The following is a 21,372-nucleotide window of genomic DNA, read 5'->3' as shown; positions in this document are numbered from 1 at the left end:
ACAATCACAACGGTTCAGCCCCCCAGATACGCCATCTCCGCATGAGTTGACGCACCGGCCTCTGGATCACGCTCCTCGCTGTAGCGATCTTGGCGCCGCTGCCAGAGATCGCGCATGGCCTGCTCTAGGCAAGGCTCCGACGAGAGCACAGGCTTGAGATCCATGCCATCAGCGGAGAACAAACAGGTGAACGCCTGCCCATCGGCGGTGACTCGCAACCGGTTGCAATCTCCACAGAACGGCTCACTGATCGAGGCGATCACACCGATGGCCCCGGCACCATCGCAATAGCTCCAACGCTGTGCCGTCCCACCCAGCGGGCGCCCCAGGGGTTCGAGGGGCCAACGAGCGTGAATGCGCTCCACCATCTGCGCCGCCGGCAGCACCTGGTCCAGCCTCCACTGGTTGCGGTTGCCCACATCCATGAACTCAATCAAGCGCAGCTCCACCCCCTGCTGCCGCGCCAAACCGGCCAAGGGAAGAAGTTGATCATCATTCATCCCCCGTTGGATCACGGCGTTGAGCTTGAGTTCACCGGCCGAGGGGTCAAAACCAGCGGCACGAGCCGCCGAAATGCCGTCCTGCACCTTGCGCACCAACCGTTCACCGGCGAAAGCGCCACCCTGGAGACCAGCCATGCGCGCTGCTGCATCCCCTTCTGCTGCATCCAAGCTGATGGTGATGCGATCCAACCCTGCTGCGCGCAGCGACCGAGCCATCGGTTCCGAAAGCAAAACCCCGTTGCTGGTCAGCGCCACCGCTTCAAGACCTGCCATCGGATCTGATCGACGCCTCCGGGCTTGCGCCACCGCCTCAAGCAAGGGCAACAACCGACGGCTCAACAACGGCTCTCCACCCGTTAGCCGTAGCGTTTGGGTTCCAAGGCGCGAGGCGACACGAATAACGCGCATCTGCTGCTCAAGCGTTAGCAAGCCAGGTGGGTCATCCACATCCGGACGGCAGTACGGACAGGCGAGATTGCAGCGGGCCGTCAGTGACAGCCGCAACACCCCGAGGGGCCGGTTGAATCGATCTGCGAGCGGCAGCGAGGTGCTCATCCTTCCAACGCTGACAGATCTGCGGAGCAGTTGGCATTGAGCAGAGCTTCTGCAGGCAACCGCACCGACTGATGAGGAACACGCATCAACCAGTCCATCCAGCGCAACTCTCCACGTTGCAATTGCTGATCGAGACAGGAACGAAAGGGGGGGCCTGAAGGAATCACCGCCAACAACGGCTGCAGCCGCTGACCGTCATGGGCCACCGCTGCTTGCTCAGGAGAACGGTTCCAGGCGGCGATGAGCTGAACAAAAACAGCCGTCCGCAAGCGCGGCATGTCCACCGGAAGCACCAGCAACGCCTCTCCGGGCGGAAGCGGCAGCACCCTGGCAAGCGCCTGCAGGGGGCCATTCCAGGGAGGGGGCTCCAACAGCACGGAACATCCGGGTCGGAGCTCCAGAACCTCTGCATGCTGGCGATGGCGACTCAACACTTGCACCGGGTACCCCAAAGGCAGCAGCTGGTCGACCAACGCCGTCAGCCAGACACCACCGGATGGATGGGGCAACAGCGCCTTGTCACGCCCCATGCGACGGCTGCGTCCGCCACTGAGCAAACAAACCCGCAAGCCTTGGTTCACATCGCTGATCAACAATCTGCACCAGCGAAGTCCAACAACCCAACAAAGTTGCAACCGCTACCAAATCATCCAGGCACAAGAACACCTGATCCAATCAATCAGCTCCATTGATGTTTGCTAAGGAACACAAAAACAGAGATTGGTAACCAATCTGACCAAACAAAGGCCCGGCAAGTTGATTAACTGCGCGAGTTAAACGGATCTTCTTTTTGACCGTTTTGCCATCCCTGGGCACCCTTCGTTTTGACGCCCGAGGTTTCACTTCTTCTTCTCAATGCTTGGCGACCTCTGGTCGTTCCAGGGCAGGTATCGAACCCTTCACCTGACCTGGATCGCCTTCTTCTTGACCTTCGTGGTCTGGTTCAACCTGGCCCCTCTGGCCACCACCGTGAAAGCGGACCTCGGATTGACTGTTGGTCAGATCCGCACAGTGGCCATCTGCAACGTGGCCCTCACCATCCCGGCTCGTGTGCTGATTGGCATGCTGCTGGACAAATTCGGACCCCGGGTCACCTACTCCTCAATCCTGGTCTTCTCGGCCATTCCCTGCCTGCTGTTTGCCTCCGCTCAGGACTTCAACCAACTTGTGGTGGCACGTCTGCTGCTCTCCATCGTGGGCGCCGGCTTTGTGATCGGCATCCGAATGGTGGCCGAGTGGTTCCCTCCCAAGGAAATCGGCCTCGCGGAAGGGATCTACGGCGGCTGGGGCAACTTCGGCTCCGCCTTTTCGGCCCTCACGATGGTGGCCCTCGCCGGCTTCCTCTCCTTCTCCGGTGGTTTCGAACTGCCGACCGGTGCTGTTCTGAACTGGCGCGGTGCGATCGCCCTCACCGGCATCGTTTCGGCTGCCTACGGCCTCTTCTACTTCTTTAACGTCACGGATACACCCCCCGGCAAGACTTACCAGCGTCCTGAGAAGACCGCAGGCCTGGAAGTCACCTCCATGCGCGACTTCTGGGGCCTGCTCGGCATGAACGTGCCCTTCGCGGCCATCCTCTGTGTTCTCTGCTGGCGCCTGTCCAAAGTTGGCTTCCTCACCGCAAGCACCTACCCGCTGGCCCTCGGTGCCGTCGCCGTCTGGTTTGCCTTCCAGACCTGGGGAATCATTCGCACCAACCGCGATCTGATCCTTGGCAACAAGGTTTATCCCAAGGAAGACCGCTACGAGTTCCGCCAAGTGGCGATCCTCGAGCTCACCTACATCGTGAACTTCGGTTCCGAACTGGCCGTGGTCTCGATGCTGCCCACCTTCTTTGAAACCACCTTCGACCTGCCGAAGGCCACCGCCGGAATCCTGGCCTCCTGCTTCGCCTTCGTGAACCTGGTGGCGCGCCCTGCAGGTGGTCTGATCTCCGACCGGGTCGGCAGCCGCAAGAACACCATGGGCTTTCTCACCGCTGGTCTCGGCGTGGGCTACCTGGTGATGAGCATGATCAAACCAGGCACCTTCTCTGGCACCACCGGCATCGTCGTGGCTGTGGTGATCACCATGCTCGCCTCCTTCTTCGTGCAATCCGGTGAAGGCGCCACCTTTGCGCTGGTGCCCCTGGTCAAGCGTCGCGTCACCGGTCAGGTGGCCGGTCTGGTCGGTGCCTACGGCAACGTTGGTGCCGTCACCTACCTGACGATCTTCAGCCTCCTGCCGATGTGGATGGGCGGCGGCGGCGAACCCACCCCCGAGGTGATTGCTGCCTCCAACAGCGCCTTCTTCCAGATCCTGGGCGTCGCAGGTTTGATCGTGGCCTTCTTCTGCTTCTTCTTCCTCAAAGAGCCCAAGGGCTCCTTCGCAGAGCTGCACGAAGGCGAAACGGCCTGATCCATCAACCTCAGCAGCAACTCGTTGCTGCGCAACGACCCGGAGCTCCAGCTCCGGGTTTTGTTCTTTTTTGGTTCCTGCATGGTGAACTCCCCCCGCAGCGTGCGCAGCCAGTGCCCCTACTGCGGAGTGGGCTGTGGCCTAGAGCTGCTCCCTCCTGCTGTGAAGGGCCAAGCCGTGAAGCGGGATGCTGAAGGCAATCCAATGTGGACGGCCCGCGGCGACCGCGAGCATCCCTCCAGTCTTGGTCAGGTCTGCATCAAGGGCGCCACGGTTGGCGAAACGCTGGCCCAAGGACGACTGCGCCAACCCCTGTTCCGCGAAACGCTCGAGGACGACTTCGCACCGATCAGCTGGGACGAAGCCCTCGAAAAAATCACCGGACAGATTCAGGCAAGCGTGACCCAGCGCGGCAATGCCGATGGCATCGCCATGTACGGCTCCGGCCAGTTCCACACCGAGGATTACTACCTGGCCCAGAAACTGCTGAAAGGCGCACTGGGCACCAACAACTTTGATGCCAATTCGCGGCTGTGCATGAGCTCAGCAGTGGCGGGCTACACCCGCAGCCTGGGTTCCGATGGTCCTCCCTGCAGCTACGAAGACCTCGACCACTGCACGGTGGCGTTTCTGATCGGCACTAACACCGCCGAGTGCCACCCGGTGCTGTTCCAGCGCCTGCTGAAGCGAAAACGAAAAAACCCTGGCAGCGTCAAGATCGTGGTGGTGGATCCACGCCGTACCGACACCGCTAAAGCCGCCGACATCCACTTGCCGATTGCACCAGGCAGCGACCTGGCCCTGCTGCACGGCATTGCCCACCTGGTGCTCCGCGAGAACGGCCAGGATCCAGCCTTCATCGACGACCACACCGAGAATTACGACGCTTTTTTTGACGTCGCCGCCCGCTGGACTCCAAGGCGGGTTGCCCTGTTCTGCAACATCCCCGAAAAACGCCTGCGGGAAGTGGCCGCTCTGTTCCACCGGCGCGAGAAGGTGCTCAGCCTGTGGTCAATGGGGGTGAACCAACGCCGTGAAGGAACAGCAGTCGTGCAGGGGTTGATCAATCTGCATCTGCTCACCGGTCAGATCGGCAAAGAAGGAGCGGGCCCGTTTTCCCTGACCGGCCAACCAAATGCCATGGGCGGGCGCGAGGCCGGAGGCTTGGCGCATCTCCTGCCGGGCTACCGCTTGGTAGCCAACGCTGACCACCGTGCCGAAGTGGAGCAGGCCTGGCGGCTGCCGGAAGGACAGATCAACGCCAAGCCTGGATTGGCGGCCTGGCAGCAGATCGAAGCAATGGAACAGGGCGCTCTGGATCTGTGGTGGGTGGCCGCCACCAACCCCCTGGTCAGCCTCCCGGATCTCGACCGGGTGAAGTCAGCCATAAACAATTGCCCGCTGGTGGTGGTGAGCGAGGCCTATGCCGACTCTGAAACGTCCCATTACGCCCACCTGCTTTTGCCCGCAGCCCAGTGGAGTGAGAAGGCCGGTGCCATGACCAATTCCGAACGACGGGTGACCTATTGCCCGGCCTATCGACGCCGCTTCGGCGAAAGCCGGCCCGACTGGGAGGTGTTCGCTGACGTGGGACGCCGCTTGGGCTACACCAAACAATTCAGCTTTGATTCAGCGGCCGCGGTTTACGCCGAATTCACCGAACTGACCCGAGGGCGCCTCTGTGACGTCAGTGGCCTGAGCCATGCACTGCTTGAACAGGACGGTCCACAGCAGTGGCCGTACCCCCACGGCAGCACCCCCAGCGCAACGGCGAAACGCCTCTACGAAGACCATCAGTTCCCCACCCCGAACAAGCGCGCCCGCTTCAGCACCGATCAACCGCTCGGGCTGGCGGAGCCCCCCTGCGAGACCTACCCCCTTGTACTGACGGTTGGCCGCTATCTGGGGCAGTGGCACACCATGACCCGCACAGGGAAGGTGGAACGGCTGATGAAACAGCATCCCGAACCGCTGCTGGAGATTCACCCCGGTGACGCTCAGGATCTAAAACTGCGTAACGGCGAACTGGCAGCGATCAGCTCGCGCCGCGGTCACCTCACCGCCACCGTGAAAGTCACCGATCGCATTCGGCGTGGATCGGTCTTTCTGCCAATGCACTGGGGATTCACCCAGGAGAAGGCCTGCGAGGCCAACACCCTGATGCACGATGAGGCCTGCCCGGTATCGAAGCAGCCGGAACTCAAGGCCTGCGCGGTGATCGTGGCTCCGGCCGTCTCGGTGGTAAAACCCGTCGAGCAGCAGAAAGGAAGGCTGGAGGCACTGCGCCGGCTGCTCACACCAGCACTTCGCTGAAGGCTGCTTCAAGGTTGTGGTGATCGTGTCCCGGCCGGGCCAACTTGCACAACGCAAAGCGATCCAGCTCACTGAGCTGAGCCCATTGCTCCAGAGTCATCAACACACCTCGCGCCGTTGCCGCCTCCTGCACCGCAGCGGGCAGCTCGGCCAGCTGTTGCCAGGGGGCGCCGCTGACCGGTGGAAGATCCTTCGCCATGCCATCGGCCATGGCGCTCGTGCAATCGCGCAGGTGTTGGCGAAGCTGCTCGATGGCGTCGGCCCCATCCGGCCAATCCACCAGGGTTTGACGTTGATCCTTGGAGAGTTGCAACCAGTGATTGAGCTTTAACTTCACCCCACAGAGATCAAGTTTCCGACGCACACAAAGCGGTATGCAGCGCCAGTTGCCGATGAAATCCTGCTCAAAGGCAAAGCAATGGCTGGCGGAATCGCAACGACTGGACATCAACCAAAGCCTTGATTGGTGTCAATGATGACAACAGAAGACCGCGGAAACAGAGATGTTTACTTTGATACAAATCTTGGCCTGTGCGCTTCGCCCTCTCCCTCGGAATGTTGCTGGGAATGTCCCACGGATGGGTCACGGCTGAAGCTCTCCAGCAACATCCAATGCAGGACTTTGATCCCATAGGAACTGTTAATTCCGCTACACAATTCAGCCCATTCAGTAGTCGTTCACACCAATTCTTTCCATACTGAAGATCTGTTCTGAGAGTTTCTGCCGTGACCAGCAGCATCTCGTCCACTTCCGGCCGCAGCCCCATCACCCTGGCAGCCGGCTTCCTGGGTGCGTTCATCGTTGGCTCGCTAGCCGTTCAGCTGGTTCGCAGCCAAACGGCTTCCGTCCAGGCCGGCACGGCTGCAGTGGAACCGGTGATTGCCGGGCCAGCTGCTCTCTGGGCTCCCTTGGCCGAAGCGGATGTCTCCTCCATGAGTGCGAATGTGAGTGCTCAACCGGCTGCTGCCATCAAGCCCGCCGTGGAACCCGTGGTCGGCTCCGAGGCCACTCTCTGGGCCCCCTTCGGCGAGCGCTGATCGCACTAGCGCTAATCGCACTTCCCAACAGCCGGCCATAAGGTGCCGGCATGGGGATCCAACGCCGTCAATTCCTCCAATCAACAGGCGGCATGGCCTTGGCCGCCCTGATACAACCGCGGCCTGTTGATGCTGCGGAGGATGGGTTCTGCGTTCCCGACGATCCACTTCAGGCCCTGATGGCGGGGAACCGCCGTTTTGCAGAAGCGTGGCGCCTGGCGCTTGAAGAGAACAGGGCAACGCTGCGCGGGACCGATCCTGACCCACGCTGCTTCAATTCCCCCAGAGCTTTGGCCACAAGCCAACATCCCTGGGCGACCGTGCTCACCTGCTCTGATTCACGGGTGTCACCGAGCTGGGTGTTCGACACCACCCCAGGCGACCTGTTTGTGATCCGCAACGCCGGCAACAGCGCTTTTGACGAAGCGATTGCCTCGGTGGAGTACGGCGTCAGCGTTCTCAAGACGCCGCTGGTGATGGTGATGGGGCACAGCGGCTGCGGAGCTGTCACGGCAGCGATGGACGACAAGCCTTTGACCCCTTCGCTGGAACGGCTGATCCATCCCATCGAGGAGACCATTAGCGGCAGCAGCAATCTGGCGGAGGCCGTCAGAAGCAATGCCCTTGCCACAGCATCCACGCTGATCCAACGCAGCTCGGTCTTGGCCGAGGCCAAAGGCAGCGGTGCCCTGAAACTGGTAGTGGGTTATTTCCAACTCACTAACGGTGTTGTGACCTTGATCAAATGACGGAAGACCTAAGTCATCTGAACCAACAAGGCGAAGTTCACATGGTGGACGTTGGGCACCGTCCTGCCACCAAGCGCGAAGCCCATGCCAGTGGAGCCATTCGTATGGCGCCCGCAACCCTGACACTGATCCAGCGGGGAGAGACGCCGAAAGGTGATCTTCTGGCGGTCGCCCGGGTGGCTGCCATCCAGGCCGCAAAACGCACTTGGGAATTGATTCCCCTGTGCCACCCCCTACCGCTCAGTGGCATGGATGTGACGATCGACGCTGACGAATCTCTACCTGGCCTCGTCGTCCACTGCCGTTGCCGGACAACGGGCCAAACCGGGGTGGAAATGGAAGCAATGACAGCCGTTTCCGTGGGGCTGCTGACCCTTTACGACATGCTCAAGGCGGTCGATCCAGCCATGACGATCGAGGCCATCCAGCTTCATTACAAAGAAGGGGGGCGCAATGGTGTTTGGAAGCGCTGAGCCGTACGGACGCGAAGGTCTACCCCTGGAGGAGGCACGCCGACGGGTTCTGGCAGCGATCCAGCCGATCACGGCCAGCAGCACGGTGCCCCTCCAGGCAGCCCTCGGCCGCGTGAGCGCAGGAACTGTGCTGGCCAGCGCGGCCGTTCCGGGGTTTCCGGCCTCAATCATGGACGGCTATGCCTTGGGGCAGAGCCACCAGCCCAAGCTCGGAGAGACCTGGCAGCTGAAAGGGCGCTCCGCCGCAGGCCAACCCTTCAACCAAACCCTGGCCAATGGCGATGCGATTCGGATCCTCACCGGAGCTCCACTGCCGGACGGTGCCGGCTGGGTGCTGCCCCAGGAGCTCATCACAGTGGACGGCAACACCCTCCAGCTGGCGAAAGAAGCGTCGGATCGTCCCTGGATTCGCCCGAAGGACGAGGAATGCCGGCCAGGGGACCTGCTGCTGGCCGCTGGACAGCGACTGGGGTCCGCCGATCTCGCACGCCTCGCCGGCTGCGGCATCGCCGCATTGGCCGTTGTGTCACAACCCCGCATCGGGCTGCTGATCAGCGGGGACGAGCTGGTGCCACCCGGAACAGTGCGGCACCCCGGTGCCATCTGGGAGAGCAACGGCACGCTTCTGGAGACGATGCTCCAGGCCCTCGGGCAGTCGGTGACCCAGCGACGGGTGGTGGCCGATCAACCCAACGCCCTGCGGCAGGCCCTGCTTGATCTGGCCAACGACTGCGACGTGGTGGTGAGTACCGGAGGCGTCTCCGCCGGCGATACCGACTGGATCCGACCCCTGGTAGCGGAGCTGGGTGCCGTGGACTTCTGGAAATTGTTCCTTCGCCCGGGTCGTCCCTTCGCCTTTGGAAGCATCGGTGAGGGCGTGCCGTTTTTCGGACTACCGGGCAATCCCGTGGCGGCGGCGGTCACCGCCCTGCAACTGCTCTGGCCCGCCCTGCAGGCCCTGGAGGGGCAGATCGAACCAGAGCTGTTCCCCCGGGTGATGGTGGAACTCGCCGACCCTTTAAGCCGCCGACCGGGACGGCCGGAACTGGCCCGAGCCCGCCTCGACACCAACGCCGCAGGAGCGCTGCTGGCACGGGTGGATGGCTCGCAGGCCTCCTCCCGAATCGGCTCCCTGCAACGGGCCGATCTTCTGTTGGAACTACCGGCGGAGGCCGGCTCGTTGCAAAGCGGTACGCGCCTCTGGGCCCAGGTGATCCGTCAGCGAATCTTCTGAACCGTCGCTGGGCAAAAGCATCGACGCTCCCAGGCCAAGAGCTGGCCCGATGCATCGAAATGGATGCTGACCTGCTGAAACAGCGCAGCGCCGAGACGTCCTGCGATCTCCAGGCTGAAAGGCTCCGCTGGAATTTCACTGGGCACCGAGAACACCAAGCCATCGGGCATCACGGCTGAGCAGTCATTGTGAAGAAATTGGTGCGCATCAAACACCACGGGAGCAGCGTCCTCGGCCTCGGCCTTCACCCCCAGCTGAGGTCGCAGCGTCTGCCGCTCACCGCTCCATCCCTTCACCAAATCCAGCAGAGCCTCGGGTGTCCCGCATGCGGGACGCTCGGGTTCGGGATCGGGGCTCAGACGGCAACGAAAGCCCACCGCCCCAACGCGCTGCAAGCGCCAACGGCCGTTCCGCGGTTCCCAGAGCAGCACCAGCATCGAGCGGGAGCGACCGCAAAACAGGTTGATCTCGTGGCCGAAGCGCGGACGATCGGCATCCAAGCCAAGGCTGGACTGGCCCCCCGCCCCGGGAAACTGCCAACAACCGCCACCGGCGTTGTATTTGGCTCGGCTGATGGGATAGGTGGCCAGGCCACCGGGAGCAAACGCCAGCCCCGACCCATCCCAGACCCCGTGGTCATCATCCGAAAAGGAAATCGCGTATGTGGTGGGATCAATCCGGCGGGATGGACGCTGTAGGTCCAGCCGATCGGCGCCGTCGCGTTCAAACCAATGGCCACATCCCTGCCAGTGGCCGGCGAAATTGCGACGGTTGAGGGTCCATTGATCAGTCATCTCCGTGACGGCATGGAACGGTCGATCTCCTTAGGGTCGCTGCAACAGCCATCCCCCGCCATGGACCTCACGATCGTTGGCTGCGGGTATGTGGGGCTTGCCCTGGCGGAGCGGCTGCAACTGAGACGGCCACAGCTAAAGCTGACGCTGACCACCACCAGCAGCGAACGGCTGGAGCACCTCAGCTCCCTGGCGGATCGGGTGAGGGTATGCGATGCCACCAATCCCGCCCAATTGCTGGACGCACTGCGGCAGAGCAGCAGCGCCGTGTTCTGCCTCGGTCCCAAGGGAGATCGCCAGGTGGATGCCAACGGCTACCGCCACACCTTCGTCAACAGCTTCCGCTGCCTGAAGTCGCTGTTGCCAGAACTCCCGAATCTTCGACAGATTCTCTACACGGGCAGTTGCTCGGTGTACGGCGATGCCCAGGGTGGCTGGGTGGATGAGCAAACGCCGCCCGACCCGGGCCGCGGCCATGGCGATGTTCTGCTGGAAAGCGAGCAACTGCTCAACAGCATCGGCGACCGGCGCGTTTGCATCCTTCGCCTCGGAGCGCTGTACGGCCCCGGCCGCGATCTGGATCGACGTTTGCGCGGACTCGCCGGCCTGGAACGCCCCGGCAGCGGAGGCTCTTACAGCAACTGGCTGCATGTGGCGGATGCCGCCGGTGCCCTGGAAGCAGCAGTGGATGGTGAATGGACCGGCGTGGTGAATGTGGTCAACGACGAACCGATCCGGCTGCGGGATCTAGTGGAGCGAAGCCTGCAACGCCAAGGGCTGGCACCGGTGCACTGGCTTGGACAAGACGATCCGAGTTCAGCGGGCCGGCGGATCCGCAACACCCGGCTCAAACAGCTGGGCTACCAACTGCAGCACCCAAGCGTTGATCACAGCGGCGTATTTGCCTCCAGCCAGGTTCCCTGACCGCTGCACCACTCCCGCTTCCAGAACGGGGCCTGATGCTTGAGTTGCTCCAACAACGCAGCAGAGCAGCGCTGCGCCGCGCCGCGCCGATCAGCCTGGACCGCCACCAGCACAATCGGGTCTCCAGGGGCGAGCCTCCCCACCCGATGCAGCACCAAAATCGGACCCACCCGGTGCTCCTGCTGCAAACGCTGTGCCATGGCCGTGATCTGACGTTCGCAAAGGCCGGGGAAGTGCTCCAGCTCAAGCGCCTCCAGAGGTCGGCCATCCATGGCGGTGGGACGCACCCGACCAATGAAGATCGCCGCGGCCGCGGCATCCCCACTCCAGATCGCGAGCTGCTGCCAAGGATCAAAGGGATCCGGGCACACCTCCACACAACAACTGGTCATGCTTCAACCCCCCGTGAACGGTGGAAGAAAGGCCAGCTCATCACCGGCCTGCAACCGCTGATTCGCACCGACCAACTCCTGATTGACCGCAATGCGGATGCCCTCGAGCGGGCCAAGATCCAACTGGTTCCAGACCTCACGGGCCGTTGATACCCCTGGCGTGAATGGAAGGGAACGCTCCGCCCAACCGGCACGTTCTCGGAGGGAGGCGAACAACAGCACCTTCAGCACCGCGTCCATGGCAGCTGGAGCGGTTCTAGCGTCCGAAGGCTCCGCCGCTGTGCCATGGGCCTGTCCATCACCCTGCTCACCATCTCCGACACACGCACCCTGGCGGACGACAGCAGCGGAGATCAGCTGCTGCGCAGACTTGAAGCCGCCGACCATCGGCTTCACGAGCGAAGACTCTGCCCGGATGATCGCTATCAAATCCGCAGTGAACTGAGCCGCTGGATCGCCGATCCCGCGGTTGATGTGGTGATCACCAGTGGGGGTACCGGTCTGACCGGCCGCGATGGCACCCCCGAAGCCGTGGCACCTCTGCTGGACAAAACAATCGAAGGATTCGGGGAACTGTTTCGCGTGCTCTCCTTCGAGAGCATCGGCACCAGCACCCTGCAAAGCCGCTGCCTTGCCGGCGTGGCCAACGGCACCTTTGTGTTTGTGCTGCCGGGATCTCTGGATGCGGTGACTACGGCTTGGGACCGGCTCATCCGTGCTCAACTCGATACCAACACCCGGCCGTGCAACCTGGCCCAGCTCCGGGCTCGCTTGAAGGAATAGAGCGTGGATTGTCAGAACGGAATCGGCATCGTGACCGCTGCCGGTGTGGGCATGCAGGCCTCCACCTGCTGGTCAATCACCTCACCAACCACAACGATCGAGGGTGACTTGAAGGCTTGCGCTCGGCATTGATCGGCAACGTCAACCAAGGTTGCTTTGAGGCAACGCTGCCCCGCCACCGTGCCCTGCTGGATCACCGCCACGGGAGTTGTCGAAGCCAAACCACCCGCCATCAGTTCCTCCGCGATCCGGGGCAGATTGTGCAATCCCATGTAAATCACCAAGCCGTCACTGGCAGCGGCCAAGGCACGCCAATCCACAGAGGGACGACGCTTGTCGATTTCCTCATGACCGGTGACGAAGGTCACCGATGACCCCGCCCGCCTGTGCGTGACGGGAATTCCGGCATAAGCAGGGGCAGCGATGCCGGCCGTCACGCCAGGGACCACCTGAACAGAGATGTTCCTTTCCGCCAAGTAAGCCGCTTCTTCACCTCCACGACCAAAGAGAAAGGGATCACCCCCCTTCAACCGCACCACCGTGCTGTGTTTCTGGGCCATTTCCACGAGCACAGCATTGGTGCTTGGTTGCGGCACTGAATGATGCCCACGACGCTTGCCGACAAAACGGCGTTCGCAGGCATCAGGGACAAGATCCAGCACTTCCTTGGGCACCAGCGAGTCGTACACAAGGGCATCGCACTCGCGAAGCAGCCGATGCGCTTTCAGCGTGAGCAACTCGGGATCACCAGGACCGGCTCCCACCAGATAAACGGTTCCGGATTGTTCAGCGGTGCTCACGGCAGAGAAACAAGCAGATCGATCAAGGCCTGACGGGTGGGGGAATGCTCCAACAGAGGAGGCAATCCACCAGCTTCGCTCAGCGCCTCCGTCATGCGATTCGGGGCTAGAGCCAACGGGAGTGGCCGGGCGCGGGGATGCCGCTGCTGGAACTCCAGCCAGGCATCGAAGGAAACCAACGGCAACGCCAATCGAGACGACAGCATCGTGAGAAACCGATCCGCCACACCTGGACGGAGGGGATGGTGCACCAGCACGGCATCACGCCGTTCAGGCAGGGGAAGCGCTGACAACACAGCGTCCCACCAGGAGGTCCATGCACCGAGAAAGGGCAGCAAGCTCACATTGGCCCCAGTTGCACGAAGCCTGTCCCGAATTGCAGGCACATCGGTTCGAGCGTGAGCTCCAGGCAGCAACAACAAAGGAAAAATCCAGGAGGGTTGGGGAGGAGCCGCCACGGCCTGTTCAGCCGTCAGCACCTCCAACTGCACCGGCGCCGATCGCCGCTCAGCCAGAAGAGCCGGTAGGGACGCCAAACAGTCGGGAACAGCACCACCACTGCGGCCGTGCGCCACGAGGTGCAGACCACGCCTTCTCGCATCGGAAGCGTCATTCCGTAGCAATGGCCACGGATCGATGACCCTGCCGGCTGATGTCATCGGGTTGTTCTGAACGTTGAGGAAGTCATGGCGCCCCGCCGTAATTTTGATCGTGCTCCATTGGACAGCCGCTCCTACCGCGAGCCTCTGGACGGACGAATCGAGCGATACGACGCCCGGAACGATCGCTACCGCAGGGGATACGACCCCAGGGACGCCCGCTACGACAGAAGAATCGATCGCGCGGCTGGGCCGTCCGAATTGGACCAAGACTTCGCTGCGATGAAGCGCGTTTGGCAAATGCTCCGTGCCGGAGCAGTGCGGATGGTTGGCGAAATTGGACGCCAATACTGAGGCTTAATCAGGTTGCCTTTTACGGCCTCGCGGCAACCACCAGATGTAGCCGGCATTACAAATCGGCCAAATCAGAGCCCTGTCATCGATCAACGCCAAAAGTGTTCTCTTTGTTACGGACCAGGGTTGCCATCACAGTGTTTATTCAATCAACCCAACGCTCCCTTCGTTTTGAAGCGTTGCCGGTCTTCGGGCCATCTCGATTGATTCGCGCCTCGTCTTTGAGCAATCAATCCGCCCACTTTTCAATCGACTTATGACTACTAGCTCTCCCTCCAGGCCTTACCTGGATGGCAAGAAGCTCAACAAGATCGAGCAGAACAAGGCGGCCAAGGATGGCCTGTTGGTCGGTAGCGAGATTGAGAAATTCGCCGAACTCGGCTGGGAGCAGGTGGATGAGACCGACCTTCAACTGCGTTTGAAGTGGTACGGCATGTTCTGGCGTCCGAAAACGCCAGGCAAGTTCATGCTCCGCCTGCGTGTGCCCAATGGAGTACTGACCGCAGATCAACTGCGTGTGGTTGGTTCGATCGTCGAGCGCTACGGCGAAAACGGCAGTTGCGACATCACCACGCGGCAGAACCTGCAGTTGCGTGGTGTGCTGCTGGGCGACCTGCCAGAGGTTCTTAAACGACTAACGGAAGCAGGTCTCAGCACGATTCAATCCGGCTTCGACAACCCCCGCAACGTCACTGGCAACCCGATCGCCGGCATCGATCCCAACGAGATCGTCGACACGCGGCCGTACACCACCGAGCTGCAGAACTTCCTCACCAACAACTGCCAGGGCAATCCCGAGTACTCCAACTTGCCCCGCAAATGGAACACAGCCGTTGCCGGTGCCAAGGACAACTTCCTGCTCCACAACGACATCGTCTTTCACCCCGTGGAACGGGATGGGGTGATGGGTTTTGGTGTGTGGATCGGCGGTGTTCTGTCATCGCAGATGAATGCCTATGCCATTCCTCTGAATGCCTGGGTGAAGCCTGACGAAATCTGCAAGATGACCGACGCCGTGATTCGGCTCTGGCGCGACAACGGTGAGCGGGACAAGCGCCCCAAAGGCCGCTTCCGCCTTTATCTCGATCAGGTGGGCCACGACGTGTTCCGCAGCCAAGTGGAAGAACTCTTCGGTCCGCTGACACCGGATCCTGGCTCCGTGTTCAACACCACGCCCCGCTCCCACTACGGATTCCATCCCCAGAAACAGGAGGGACTGTCCTACGCCGGTCTCCATGTTCCCGTAGGCCGTCTGACCGCCCAGGATCTTCAGGATTTGGCCACCGCAAGCCTCAACTACGGCAGCGGCGAAGTGCGTCTCACGGAAGATCAGAACGTCATTCTCGTGGGACTGGCCAACGACAAGCGGGAAGCCTTAAAGGCCGATGCCCTGGTGCAGCGCTTCCCGCTGGAACCCGGTCACATCTCTGCTGGAACGGTGTCCTGCACAGGCAACACTTACTGCGGCTTTGCCCTGACTAACACCAAAGACCAAGCCCTTGAAGCGGCCAAGGAACTCGACCAGGAACTCAATCTTCCCGACGAGCTGAAAATCCATTGGACCGGCTGCCCCAACACCTGCGGACAGGCCTACATGGGTGCCATCGGCCTCACCGGCACCAAGGCAAAAAACAGTGAGGGAGTCATGGGTGAGGGCTACACGATGACCATCGGCGGTTCCCAAGGCGCCAACCCAAGCATCGGCGAAATCCACCGCAAGGCCATCCCCGCCGATGAGATCAAGGCAGCGCTGAAAGAGGTGTTGATCGACAAATTCGGGGCCACCCCGAAGGCCTGATCGCTGACGTCACCGTGACGCTTCCTTTTGAAGTCACGGCTCCAACGCAACGACCACTCCCCCCTCACCGTCATGGCCAACCGCAACGACGTGTTCTCTCGTTTCGTCAACTGGCTTAGCGCCAGTGGTCGCGACGGAGCCGCCATCAACCGTCAGGGCGGCAGCCCTGATCTGTTCTCCCGCCTGATGAACCGCATCAGCGGCTGACATCAAACCTTCGTCCAACTCTCAATCTCAACCGATGGACTACGTCCTACCTAATGAGCTTGTCGACGGCATGATTGCCGCCGGCGGCAAAAAATCAACGGTCAGCGTGAAGAACCTGCTGATCCGCGGCTTTTACTCCGGAGCCATCCTTGGCCTGGCAGTGATCCTGGCCCTGACCGTGGGCATCACCGTGAAAGCGCCCTTCGTCGGCTCGCTGCTGTTCCCCTTCGGCTTCGCCAGCATCGTGCTGTTCGGCATGGAGCTGGTCACCGGTAACTTTGCGCTGCTGCCGATGGCCACCTGGGCTGGCAAAAGCACCTGGGGCGCCACCTTCCGCAATTGGGTCTGGGTCTGGATCGGCAACTGGATCGGCACCGCAGTTGTGGCCGTGATCATGGCGATCAGCCTCACCAGCGGCACCATGGATGGCGCTGCTGACAATGTCGGCCCGCCGATCTGGGACGCCGTGGCGCAGAAGATCATGGCTCTCAATCAAATCAACGTTGAGAAGAAGTACGAGGCCCTGGGAAGCATGGGCTTTTTCCTTGCCTTCCTGCGCGGACTGGTGGCCAACTGGCTGGTCTGCCTTGGCGTAACCATGGCTCTGGTGAGCAAGAGCGTTCCGGGCAAAATCCTGGCCTGCTGGCTTCCGATCACGGCCTTCCAATCGATGGGCATGGAGCACATCGTGGTGAACCAGTTCCTGCACACCGCCGGTCCGATCCTTGGTTCCGGTGTCCCCTTCACCAAGGTGATCTTCTGGAACTTCCTGCCGGTCACCCTGGGCAACATCGTGGGCGGCATGGTGTTCATCGGCATGCTCTTCTACAGCACCCACCGCACACAGATGGAGAACGTGCTGCCGACCGAGCACGATGAAAAGCTGGAGCGTGAGCTCGCTGCTGAACTGGGTGCCCGCTGATCCATCCATGAACGACGAAGCCGTTCTCTGGGAACGGCTCGCACGATCACGACGCGCTCCTTTGGAGCCCGCTTGGCTGGGGGAGGTCTACTCCCCCAGCCTTTCTGTTGATCTGCGGCGAGCCCTCTGCGAAAAACTGGGAATGCAAGCCGAGCGCGGCTGGCCCGTGATCCATGAACTCCTTGCCAACCATGGGGTTCAACCCGATTTAGTGATGGCAGCAGGGCTGTGCCACCAGAGCGAAGCCCGCGATTGGTTGTTAGTTCAACTCGAGCAAACCTCTGACAACGAGGACGCCAACCTGAGTGTGGTTCAGGCTCTGGCCTGCTGGGGAGCCGACGTTCCGGAGTCAGTTGTAGTGAATTGCCTGCATCACCCAGGCCAACTGCACCGGCTCGCTGGTCTGCAACTGCTCAGCTTCCGGTCCCACTGCCTCGACGACGGCGAACTGCTGCAGTTCTGCCAAGAGGTCTTGAATGATTTTCGCGATCCAGTCGTTGTGGCCGCCATTCGGGTTCTGCAACGCCGCGATGGCGTGTTGATCAGCGAAAAGCTGGCAGAACTGTGTCGCAACGGTTCCCTCCCTGTTGCAGAGGCAGCAGTCCGCGCGCTGGGTTGCATCGCCACACCTGCCAGTCAGCGCTGTCTGCTGGAGCTGAGCGAAGAACTAAATGACGACACTCGAAAGAAGATGGCAAGCACCCAGCTGAGCCAACAGTTTCGCCAATAAAAAAGCCCCGCTTTTGCGGGGCCTTGATGTCTTTAATCAAGACAACTGGTTGTTCACCACTTTTTGTAAGGCAGAAACTTGCCGCACATGGTGATTTTGACCCGATCACCTTTGGGATCTTCCACTTTGTCGACATCGAGCGTGAAATCGATCGCGCTCATGATGCCATCACCAAAATGCTCCTGGATGACATCCTTCAGAGGCATTCCATAGACCTGCATGATCTCGTAGAAGCGATAGATCAAGGGATCGGTGGGGATCACAGGATCAAGACTTCCCTTAGTGGGGAACTCCTGCAAAGCCGCGGTGATGGCCGGATCAAGGGAGAGAAGCGCAGCCAGCTTGTCAGCCTCTTCCTTGGAGGCCGTGGCTTGACCGTAGAACAATGAAGCAATCCAGACCTCATCAAGGCCCATGGCCGCTTCCAGATCGGCAAAGCTCATTCCCTTGGCTTTCTTGGCAGCCATCAAGCTGGCTGTGACGGTCTCCTGAGAAGGAGCTGACAACGACGGGGTCGAAGGAACAGCTGAAACAGTCATGATTAAACGAAAAGTTGTTATGGCCGCCTCAAAAACAGCGTCCCGAACCGGAACGTCTCAGCAGCTCATAAACTGTTGCGCAAACACTGACTTAACAATGAAGCATCAACTACAAAACAACAGCCTGTTTTGAAGCAATCGGCACAGCCAAGAGGCTCGTGGTGCGAGTGAAATTGATTTCAAAGAAGAATTTCGATGAGCCAATTTTTCCAATCCATGGCAACCCTGCTTCAGGGGCAATTCCTTCCAGCGACCACAGCACCACAACTGATGCTGGAACGGCTCTATTACGCCGATGGCCGCCACCACCCGGGGCATCCACGTCATGGCAGCTTCGAGGGGCTATCCCGTCTAGGCGGGCCCTGAGCTTTCGTAGCAATTGCTACCCCTGCCGGGTCAGTCGCTCCTGAAGACTGACCCAATCTTTAGGCCGGAACTTTGAGATGAGCGGAGTTCTCTCCGGCCGCGACCGCTTCAAACAGCACCTGCGCAAGGTAGGAAGCGGTGAACACACCAGCAAAGGCATGAGTCGCGAGGAAGCGGCTGATGCCATGGAGCTGATGCTGCAGGGCGAAGCGACGCCCGCACAGATCGGCGCCTTCCTGATTGCCCATCGCATCCGACGGCCCGAACCCCAGGAACTCACGGGGATGCTCGACACCTACCGAGCCCACGGCCCGGTGCTGCAATCCACCGCTGGCAATCGAGCGCCGTTGTGTTTCGGCATGCCCTACGACGGACGCACGCGCACAGCGCCGATTTACCCGCTCACCGCGCTGGTGCTGCTGGCCTGTGAGCAGCCGGTGGTTCTTCAGGGCGGTGACCGGATGCCGATCAAATACGGCGTCACCGCTGTTGATCTGTTCCGTCTTCTCGATCTCGACCTGACAGGTCTGCCAATCAGCGCCGTTGCAGACGGGTTCCAGCAGAACGGCTTCGCCCTGATTCACCAGCCGGATCACTTCCCCATTGCGGAAACTCTGATCGGCTATCGCGAGGAACTGGGCAAGCGTCCCCCGGTTGCCAGCCTGGAATTGCTCTGGACTCCCCATCAAGGCGACCACCTTCTCGTCAGTGGCTTTGTGCACCCGCCAACCGAAGCCCGCGCCTGGGAAGCCCTCAAGCAAGGCGGCGAGACCGATGTCCTCACCGTGAAAGGTTTGGAAGGAGGAACCGACCTGCCTATCGGCCGTGCCTGCATCACGGCACGGGTGCGGAATGGTGAAGCGGAGCGATTGATCCTGCATCCCCGCGACCATGGTTGCCATGACGCCGACGTGGAATGGGCTGACGAAAGCACCTGGGCCGAGCAGGCGCGAAACGCCCTGCAGAACAAAGGCCCTCTCTGCGATGCCCTGCGCTGGAATGCCGGCGCCTATTTATGGTTCTCCGGCTGCAGTGAATCCCTGGAACAGGGCATTCAACGGGCGGAATCCGTCATGCAGACGGGTCAGGCCCAAGCCAGGCTGGATCAACTGTGCGCTTGGCGAAGCAGCTTGACCATCCGATAGCGCTCAAACGGCACGCCTCCGATCAGGATGGTTTCCGGCGACTCCACCACCCAGCCACGACGCTGCAGCAACGATCGGCTGAGCTGGCTGGCCTCCGTCCGCAATTGCAGGACGCCGGACGCCCAGGCATCAGCCTCAATCTGGTTCAGCAGGGCACTGCCATGGCCACGCCGCGATGCCCGACCGCGGCAGTAGAGCAGCGACAGACGGTCTTCAGGATGACGGATCGCAAAAGCTGAACCGTCCGTAGTCAGCCAACCCGAGCCATCCCGGAAAGTCGCATCCAGCACACCGGGCAACCAGGCCAGGGCTGCCCAGGCTCTGACTTGTTCCTCTGAATAGAGAAGAGGGGCCTGCGATTCGATCGCGTCGGCATAGATCTCCCGCAAAAGCGATTGATCCTCCGGAGCAATCGGACGCAAAGCCATGGCAACCGCCTGTGGGAATGTGAGTCTCTCCTGCGTGGCGACAAGCTTGCAGCGTCCCCGGATTCCCACACTGCTCAGCGCATTTCTCACGCTGCTCAACGACCGGCTCAGCGAAAGCATTGTTTTTCCGCTGTTGCCATTTCTCCTGGCCCAGTTCGCCCCAGACGGACGAACCCTGGGCCTGCTGGCGGGAAGCTATGCACTCGCTCAATTCCTGGTGACCCCGTTGATCGGAGCGCTGAGTGATCGTTACGGGCGCCGACCCGTGATCAGCATCTGCGTCGCAGGCTCCGTTCTTGGACTCGGGCTGTTTGCAGTAACCGTTTCCGTGCCTTGGCCTAACCAAAGCCTTCTGCCCTTGCTGATGCTTTTCGCAGCGCGGATCATTGACGGCATCAGCGGCGGTACGGCTGCAACGGCCAGCGCAGTGCTTGCCGACATCACACCTCCCGACAAACGAGCCCGTGCCTTCGGATTGATCGGCGTGGCCTTTGGCTTGGGTTTCATCCTTGGCCCCTTCGTTGGCGGACAACTGGCCCGGGTGGCGGTGTCACTACCGGTTTGGGTCGCCACAGGATTCGCTGCACTCAACCTCTTGGTGGTGCTCAATCTGCTGCCGGAGACCCATCCCCAAGACTCCCGCAAAAGCCTTCCCAGAAAACGCGACCTGAATCCGTTTGCACGGCTGAGCCAAGTGCTGATGAACCCCAGCGTGGGTCGACTCTGCGCTGCATTTTTCCTCTTCTTCCTGGCCTTCAACGGATTCACAGCCATCCTGGTGCTCTATTTCAAGCAGCGCTTCGGCTGGGGCCCTGAGCTGGCCACCACAGCATTCCTTGTGGTGGGGGTGGTCGCCACCGTGGTCCAGGGAGGACTGATCGGTCCCCTGGTCAAGCGCTTCGGTGAATGGCGTCTGACCTTGCTCGGCCTGGGTCTGGTAATCATTGGATGCCTGCTGATCCCCAGCGTCGGCTCATCAGACCGAGCCGGCGCGATTTTTACCGCCGTCGGAATCCTTGCTCTGGGCACAGGCCTGGTCACACCAAGCCTGCGCAGCCTGGTGTCCAGACGCCTAGGCCGGGAGGGGCAAGGCAGCGCCTTGGGCAGCCTTCAGGCCCTGCAAAGTTTGGGAAGCTTTCTCGGACCCCCCTTGGCAGGGTTGAGCTACGACCTGCTCGGCCCTGTGAGTCCCTTTGCAGCAGCGGCAACCGTTCTGGTGCTTGTGATCGGCCTGGTCGCCGGAAGCCCTCTTCCAGACATCTCCGATACACGAACAAGCGAATCCTGATTGCTACGTTTTGGCTAACGACACGAACGCCGAGACGTTCA

At 61.2% G+C, this 21,372-nt stretch carries 26 protein-coding genes; 16 read left to right on the top strand and 10 right to left on the bottom strand.

Annotation, left to right across the window (positions count from 1 at the left end):
- Positions 1 to 14: 14 nt before the first annotated feature.
- Positions 15 to 1,058 carry a GTP 3',8-cyclase MoaA gene (locus tag DXY30_RS09810; protein ID WP_115094752.1) on the bottom strand — a complete coding sequence of 348 codons (1,044 nt, stop codon included), beginning with the start codon at positions 1,056 to 1,058 and terminating at the stop codon, positions 15 to 17.
- Positions 1,055 to 1,648, bottom strand: coding sequence for a molybdenum cofactor guanylyltransferase (locus DXY30_RS09805; RefSeq protein ID WP_256359556.1), 594 nt, complete (start codon positions 1,646 to 1,648; stop codon positions 1,055 to 1,057). Before DXY30_RS09805 ends, DXY30_RS09810 begins: the two co-directional genes overlap by 4 nt.
- Before the next feature lie 265 nt (positions 1,649 to 1,913).
- Between DXY30_RS09805 and DXY30_RS09800 the strand changes: the two genes are divergently transcribed.
- Both DXY30_RS09800 and DXY30_RS09795 read left to right on the top strand, forming a co-directional pair.
- Positions 1,914 to 3,455 carry a NarK family nitrate/nitrite MFS transporter gene (locus DXY30_RS09800; protein WP_115094751.1) on the top strand — a complete coding sequence of 514 codons (1,542 nt, stop codon included), beginning with the start codon at positions 1,914 to 1,916 and terminating at the stop codon, positions 3,453 to 3,455.
- A gap of 81 nt (positions 3,456 to 3,536) precedes the next feature.
- A complete protein-coding gene (locus tag DXY30_RS09795; RefSeq protein WP_115094981.1) occupies positions 3,537 to 5,768 on the top strand; it encodes a nitrate reductase in 2,232 nt (743 codons plus the stop codon).
- Here DXY30_RS09795 and DXY30_RS09790 read toward each other — a convergent pair.
- On the bottom strand, positions 5,749 to 6,216 hold the full coding sequence (locus DXY30_RS09790) for a nitrate reductase associated protein (RefSeq protein WP_115094750.1): 468 nt from the start codon (positions 6,214 to 6,216) through the stop codon (positions 5,749 to 5,751). The genes DXY30_RS09795 and DXY30_RS09790 overlap by 20 nt on opposite strands.
- 278 nt (positions 6,217 to 6,494) lie before the next feature.
- Here DXY30_RS09790 and DXY30_RS09785 point away from each other — a divergent pair, with 278 nt between their 5' ends.
- From DXY30_RS09785 to DXY30_RS09770, 4 genes are read left to right on the top strand one after another with little or no spacing between them, the layout of a single operon-like run.
- Positions 6,495 to 6,806, top strand: coding sequence for a hypothetical protein (locus tag DXY30_RS09785; protein WP_115094749.1), 312 nt, complete (start codon positions 6,495 to 6,497; stop codon positions 6,804 to 6,806).
- 50 nt (positions 6,807 to 6,856) lie between these two features.
- Entirely contained in the window at positions 6,857 to 7,555 is a 699-nt protein-coding gene (locus tag DXY30_RS09780) for a carbonic anhydrase (protein WP_115094748.1), read from the top strand.
- Positions 7,552 to 8,028 carry a cyclic pyranopterin monophosphate synthase MoaC gene (gene moaC / locus DXY30_RS09775; protein ID WP_115094747.1) on the top strand — a complete coding sequence of 159 codons (477 nt, stop codon included), beginning with the start codon at positions 7,552 to 7,554 and terminating at the stop codon, positions 8,026 to 8,028. Before DXY30_RS09780 ends, moaC begins: the two co-directional genes overlap by 4 nt.
- Positions 8,012 to 9,262, top strand: a complete 1,251-nt coding sequence (locus DXY30_RS09770) for a molybdopterin molybdotransferase MoeA (RefSeq protein WP_115094980.1) — start codon at positions 8,012 to 8,014, stop codon at positions 9,260 to 9,262. The genes moaC and DXY30_RS09770 overlap by 17 nt, the downstream gene beginning before the upstream one ends.
- Here the strand turns inward: DXY30_RS09770 and DXY30_RS09765 are convergent.
- Entirely contained in the window at positions 9,247 to 10,056 is an 810-nt protein-coding gene (locus DXY30_RS09765) for a DUF3598 family protein (RefSeq protein WP_115094746.1), read from the bottom strand. The two genes, DXY30_RS09770 and DXY30_RS09765, sit on opposite strands and share 16 nt — an antisense overlap.
- Before the next feature lie 60 nt (positions 10,057 to 10,116).
- Here DXY30_RS09765 and DXY30_RS09760 point away from each other — a divergent pair, with 60 nt between their 5' ends.
- Positions 10,117 to 10,980, top strand: a complete 864-nt coding sequence (locus tag DXY30_RS09760) for an NAD-dependent epimerase/dehydratase family protein (RefSeq protein WP_115094745.1) — start codon at positions 10,117 to 10,119, stop codon at positions 10,978 to 10,980.
- On the opposite strand, the gene DXY30_RS09755 is transcribed toward DXY30_RS09760, so the two are convergent.
- The gene (locus DXY30_RS09755; RefSeq protein WP_115094744.1) at positions 10,944 to 11,372 is read right to left on the bottom strand and encodes a molybdenum cofactor biosynthesis protein MoaE; all 429 of its coding nucleotides are present in this window, start codon (positions 11,370 to 11,372) and stop codon (positions 10,944 to 10,946) included. The two genes, DXY30_RS09760 and DXY30_RS09755, sit on opposite strands and share 37 nt — an antisense overlap.
- Before the next feature lie 3 nt (positions 11,373 to 11,375).
- Complete coding sequence (locus tag DXY30_RS09750) at positions 11,376 to 11,612, bottom strand: MoaD/ThiS family protein (RefSeq protein WP_115094743.1); 237 nt, start codon at positions 11,610 to 11,612, stop codon at positions 11,376 to 11,378.
- 45 nt (positions 11,613 to 11,657) lie between these two features.
- On the opposite strand from DXY30_RS09750, the gene moaB reads away from it, so the two are divergent.
- Positions 11,658 to 12,155, top strand: a complete 498-nt coding sequence (gene moaB, locus DXY30_RS09745) for a molybdenum cofactor biosynthesis protein B (RefSeq protein WP_115094742.1) — start codon at positions 11,658 to 11,660, stop codon at positions 12,153 to 12,155.
- Positions 12,156 to 12,166: 11 nt separating this feature from the next.
- Here moaB and cobA read toward each other — a convergent pair whose 3' ends face one another.
- The gene (gene cobA, locus DXY30_RS09740; protein ID WP_115094741.1) at positions 12,167 to 12,955 is read right to left on the bottom strand and encodes a uroporphyrinogen-III C-methyltransferase; all 789 of its coding nucleotides are present in this window, start codon (positions 12,953 to 12,955) and stop codon (positions 12,167 to 12,169) included.
- Positions 12,952 to 13,614 carry a DNA mismatch repair protein MutS gene (locus tag DXY30_RS09735; protein WP_115094740.1) on the bottom strand — a complete coding sequence of 221 codons (663 nt, stop codon included), beginning with the start codon at positions 13,612 to 13,614 and terminating at the stop codon, positions 12,952 to 12,954. The genes cobA and DXY30_RS09735 overlap by 4 nt, the downstream gene beginning before the upstream one ends.
- A gap of 27 nt (positions 13,615 to 13,641) precedes the next feature.
- Between DXY30_RS09735 and DXY30_RS09730 the strand changes: the two genes are divergently transcribed.
- The 5 genes from DXY30_RS09730 (at position 13,642) to DXY30_RS09710 (ending at position 17,565) form a co-directional block, all read left to right on the top strand.
- Positions 13,642 to 13,908 (top strand): hypothetical protein, encoded by a 267-nt coding sequence (locus tag DXY30_RS09730; protein WP_115094739.1) that lies wholly within the window; start codon positions 13,642 to 13,644, stop codon positions 13,906 to 13,908.
- 256 nt (positions 13,909 to 14,164) lie between these two features.
- A complete protein-coding gene (locus DXY30_RS09725; RefSeq protein WP_115094738.1) occupies positions 14,165 to 15,706 on the top strand; it encodes a ferredoxin--nitrite reductase in 1,542 nt (513 codons plus the stop codon).
- A 27-nt stretch (positions 15,707 to 15,733) separates the two neighbouring features.
- Complete coding sequence (locus DXY30_RS09720; protein ID WP_244281354.1) at positions 15,734 to 15,913, top strand: ferredoxin--nitrite reductase; 180 nt, start codon at positions 15,734 to 15,736, stop codon at positions 15,911 to 15,913.
- A gap of 34 nt (positions 15,914 to 15,947) precedes the next feature.
- Positions 15,948 to 16,835 (top strand): formate/nitrite transporter family protein, encoded by an 888-nt coding sequence (locus tag DXY30_RS09715; RefSeq protein WP_038552086.1) that lies wholly within the window; start codon positions 15,948 to 15,950, stop codon positions 16,833 to 16,835.
- A 7-nt stretch (positions 16,836 to 16,842) separates the two neighbouring features.
- The gene (locus DXY30_RS09710; protein ID WP_115094979.1) at positions 16,843 to 17,565 is read left to right on the top strand and encodes a HEAT repeat domain-containing protein; all 723 of its coding nucleotides are present in this window, start codon (positions 16,843 to 16,845) and stop codon (positions 17,563 to 17,565) included.
- Positions 17,566 to 17,618: 53 nt separating this feature from the next.
- Here DXY30_RS09710 and cynS read toward each other — a convergent pair whose 3' ends face one another.
- Positions 17,619 to 18,104: a cyanase gene (gene cynS, locus DXY30_RS09705; RefSeq protein WP_170951222.1), complete on the bottom strand. Its 486-nt coding sequence runs from the start codon at positions 18,102 to 18,104 to the stop codon at positions 17,619 to 17,621.
- 195 nt (positions 18,105 to 18,299) lie between these two features.
- Here cynS and DXY30_RS09700 point away from each other — a divergent pair, with 195 nt between their 5' ends.
- Positions 18,300 to 18,470 carry a cyanate hydratase gene (locus DXY30_RS09700; RefSeq protein ID WP_115094737.1) on the top strand — a complete coding sequence of 57 codons (171 nt, stop codon included), beginning with the start codon at positions 18,300 to 18,302 and terminating at the stop codon, positions 18,468 to 18,470.
- 77 nt (positions 18,471 to 18,547) lie between these two features.
- On the top strand, positions 18,548 to 19,615 hold the full coding sequence (locus DXY30_RS09695) for an anthranilate phosphoribosyltransferase family protein (protein ID WP_115094736.1): 1,068 nt from the start codon (positions 18,548 to 18,550) through the stop codon (positions 19,613 to 19,615).
- On the opposite strand, the gene DXY30_RS09690 is transcribed toward DXY30_RS09695, so the two are convergent.
- The gene (locus DXY30_RS09690; RefSeq protein WP_115094735.1) at positions 19,576 to 20,043 is read right to left on the bottom strand and encodes a GNAT family N-acetyltransferase; all 468 of its coding nucleotides are present in this window, start codon (positions 20,041 to 20,043) and stop codon (positions 19,576 to 19,578) included. The genes DXY30_RS09695 and DXY30_RS09690 overlap by 40 nt on opposite strands.
- On the opposite strand from DXY30_RS09690, the gene DXY30_RS09685 reads away from it, so the two are divergent.
- Positions 20,042 to 21,331, top strand: a complete 1,290-nt coding sequence (locus tag DXY30_RS09685) for an MFS transporter (RefSeq protein ID WP_115094734.1) — start codon at positions 20,042 to 20,044, stop codon at positions 21,329 to 21,331. The two genes, DXY30_RS09690 and DXY30_RS09685, sit on opposite strands and share 2 nt — an antisense overlap.
- Positions 21,332 to 21,372: the final 41 nt, after the last annotated feature.

Source organism: Synechococcus sp. UW106 (genome assembly GCF_900474015.1).
Classification (GTDB): domain Bacteria; phylum Cyanobacteriota; class Cyanobacteriia; order PCC-6307; family Cyanobiaceae; genus Parasynechococcus.
This window is presented reverse-complemented; position numbering and strand designations above follow the sequence as displayed.

Coding starts and splice junctions, on each gene's coding strand:
- DXY30_RS09730 (WP_115094739.1), top strand. CDS start 13,642: ATGGCGCCCCGCCGTAATTTTGATCGTGCTCCATTGGACAGCCGCTCC.
- DXY30_RS09780 (WP_115094748.1), top strand. CDS start 6,857: ATGGGGATCCAACGCCGTCAATTCCTCCAATCAACAGGCGGCATGGCC.
- DXY30_RS09735 (WP_115094740.1), bottom strand. CDS start 13,614: ATGACATCAGCCGGCAGGGTCATCGATCCGTGGCCATTGCTACGGAAT.
- DXY30_RS09685 (WP_115094734.1), top strand. CDS start 20,042: ATGGCAACCGCCTGTGGGAATGTGAGTCTCTCCTGCGTGGCGACAAGC.
- DXY30_RS09715 (WP_038552086.1), top strand. CDS start 15,948: ATGGACTACGTCCTACCTAATGAGCTTGTCGACGGCATGATTGCCGCC.
- DXY30_RS09810 (WP_115094752.1), bottom strand. CDS start 1,058: ATGAGCACCTCGCTGCCGCTCGCAGATCGATTCAACCGGCCCCTCGGG.
- DXY30_RS09700 (WP_115094737.1), top strand. CDS start 18,300: ATGAGCCAATTTTTCCAATCCATGGCAACCCTGCTTCAGGGGCAATTC.
- DXY30_RS09690 (WP_115094735.1), bottom strand. CDS start 20,043: ATGGCTTTGCGTCCGATTGCTCCGGAGGATCAATCGCTTTTGCGGGAG.
- DXY30_RS09750 (WP_115094743.1), bottom strand. CDS start 11,612: ATGGACGCGGTGCTGAAGGTGCTGTTGTTCGCCTCCCTCCGAGAACGT.
- DXY30_RS09755 (WP_115094744.1), bottom strand. CDS start 11,372: ATGACCAGTTGTTGTGTGGAGGTGTGCCCGGATCCCTTTGATCCTTGG.
- DXY30_RS09790 (WP_115094750.1), bottom strand. CDS start 6,216: ATGTCCAGTCGTTGCGATTCCGCCAGCCATTGCTTTGCCTTTGAGCAG.
- DXY30_RS09765 (WP_115094746.1), bottom strand. CDS start 10,056: ATGACTGATCAATGGACCCTCAACCGTCGCAATTTCGCCGGCCACTGG.
- cynS (WP_170951222.1), bottom strand. CDS start 18,104: ATGACTGTTTCAGCTGTTCCTTCGACCCCGTCGTTGTCAGCTCCTTCT.
- DXY30_RS09760 (WP_115094745.1), top strand. CDS start 10,117: ATGGACCTCACGATCGTTGGCTGCGGGTATGTGGGGCTTGCCCTGGCG.
- DXY30_RS09725 (WP_115094738.1), top strand. CDS start 14,165: ATGACTACTAGCTCTCCCTCCAGGCCTTACCTGGATGGCAAGAAGCTC.
- moaB (WP_115094742.1), top strand. CDS start 11,658: ATGGGCCTGTCCATCACCCTGCTCACCATCTCCGACACACGCACCCTG.
- DXY30_RS09710 (WP_115094979.1), top strand. CDS start 16,843: ATGAACGACGAAGCCGTTCTCTGGGAACGGCTCGCACGATCACGACGC.
- DXY30_RS09800 (WP_115094751.1), top strand. CDS start 1,914: ATGCTTGGCGACCTCTGGTCGTTCCAGGGCAGGTATCGAACCCTTCAC.
- DXY30_RS09795 (WP_115094981.1), top strand. CDS start 3,537: ATGGTGAACTCCCCCCGCAGCGTGCGCAGCCAGTGCCCCTACTGCGGA.
- DXY30_RS09695 (WP_115094736.1), top strand. CDS start 18,548: ATGAGCGGAGTTCTCTCCGGCCGCGACCGCTTCAAACAGCACCTGCGC.
- moaC (WP_115094747.1), top strand. CDS start 7,552: ATGACGGAAGACCTAAGTCATCTGAACCAACAAGGCGAAGTTCACATG.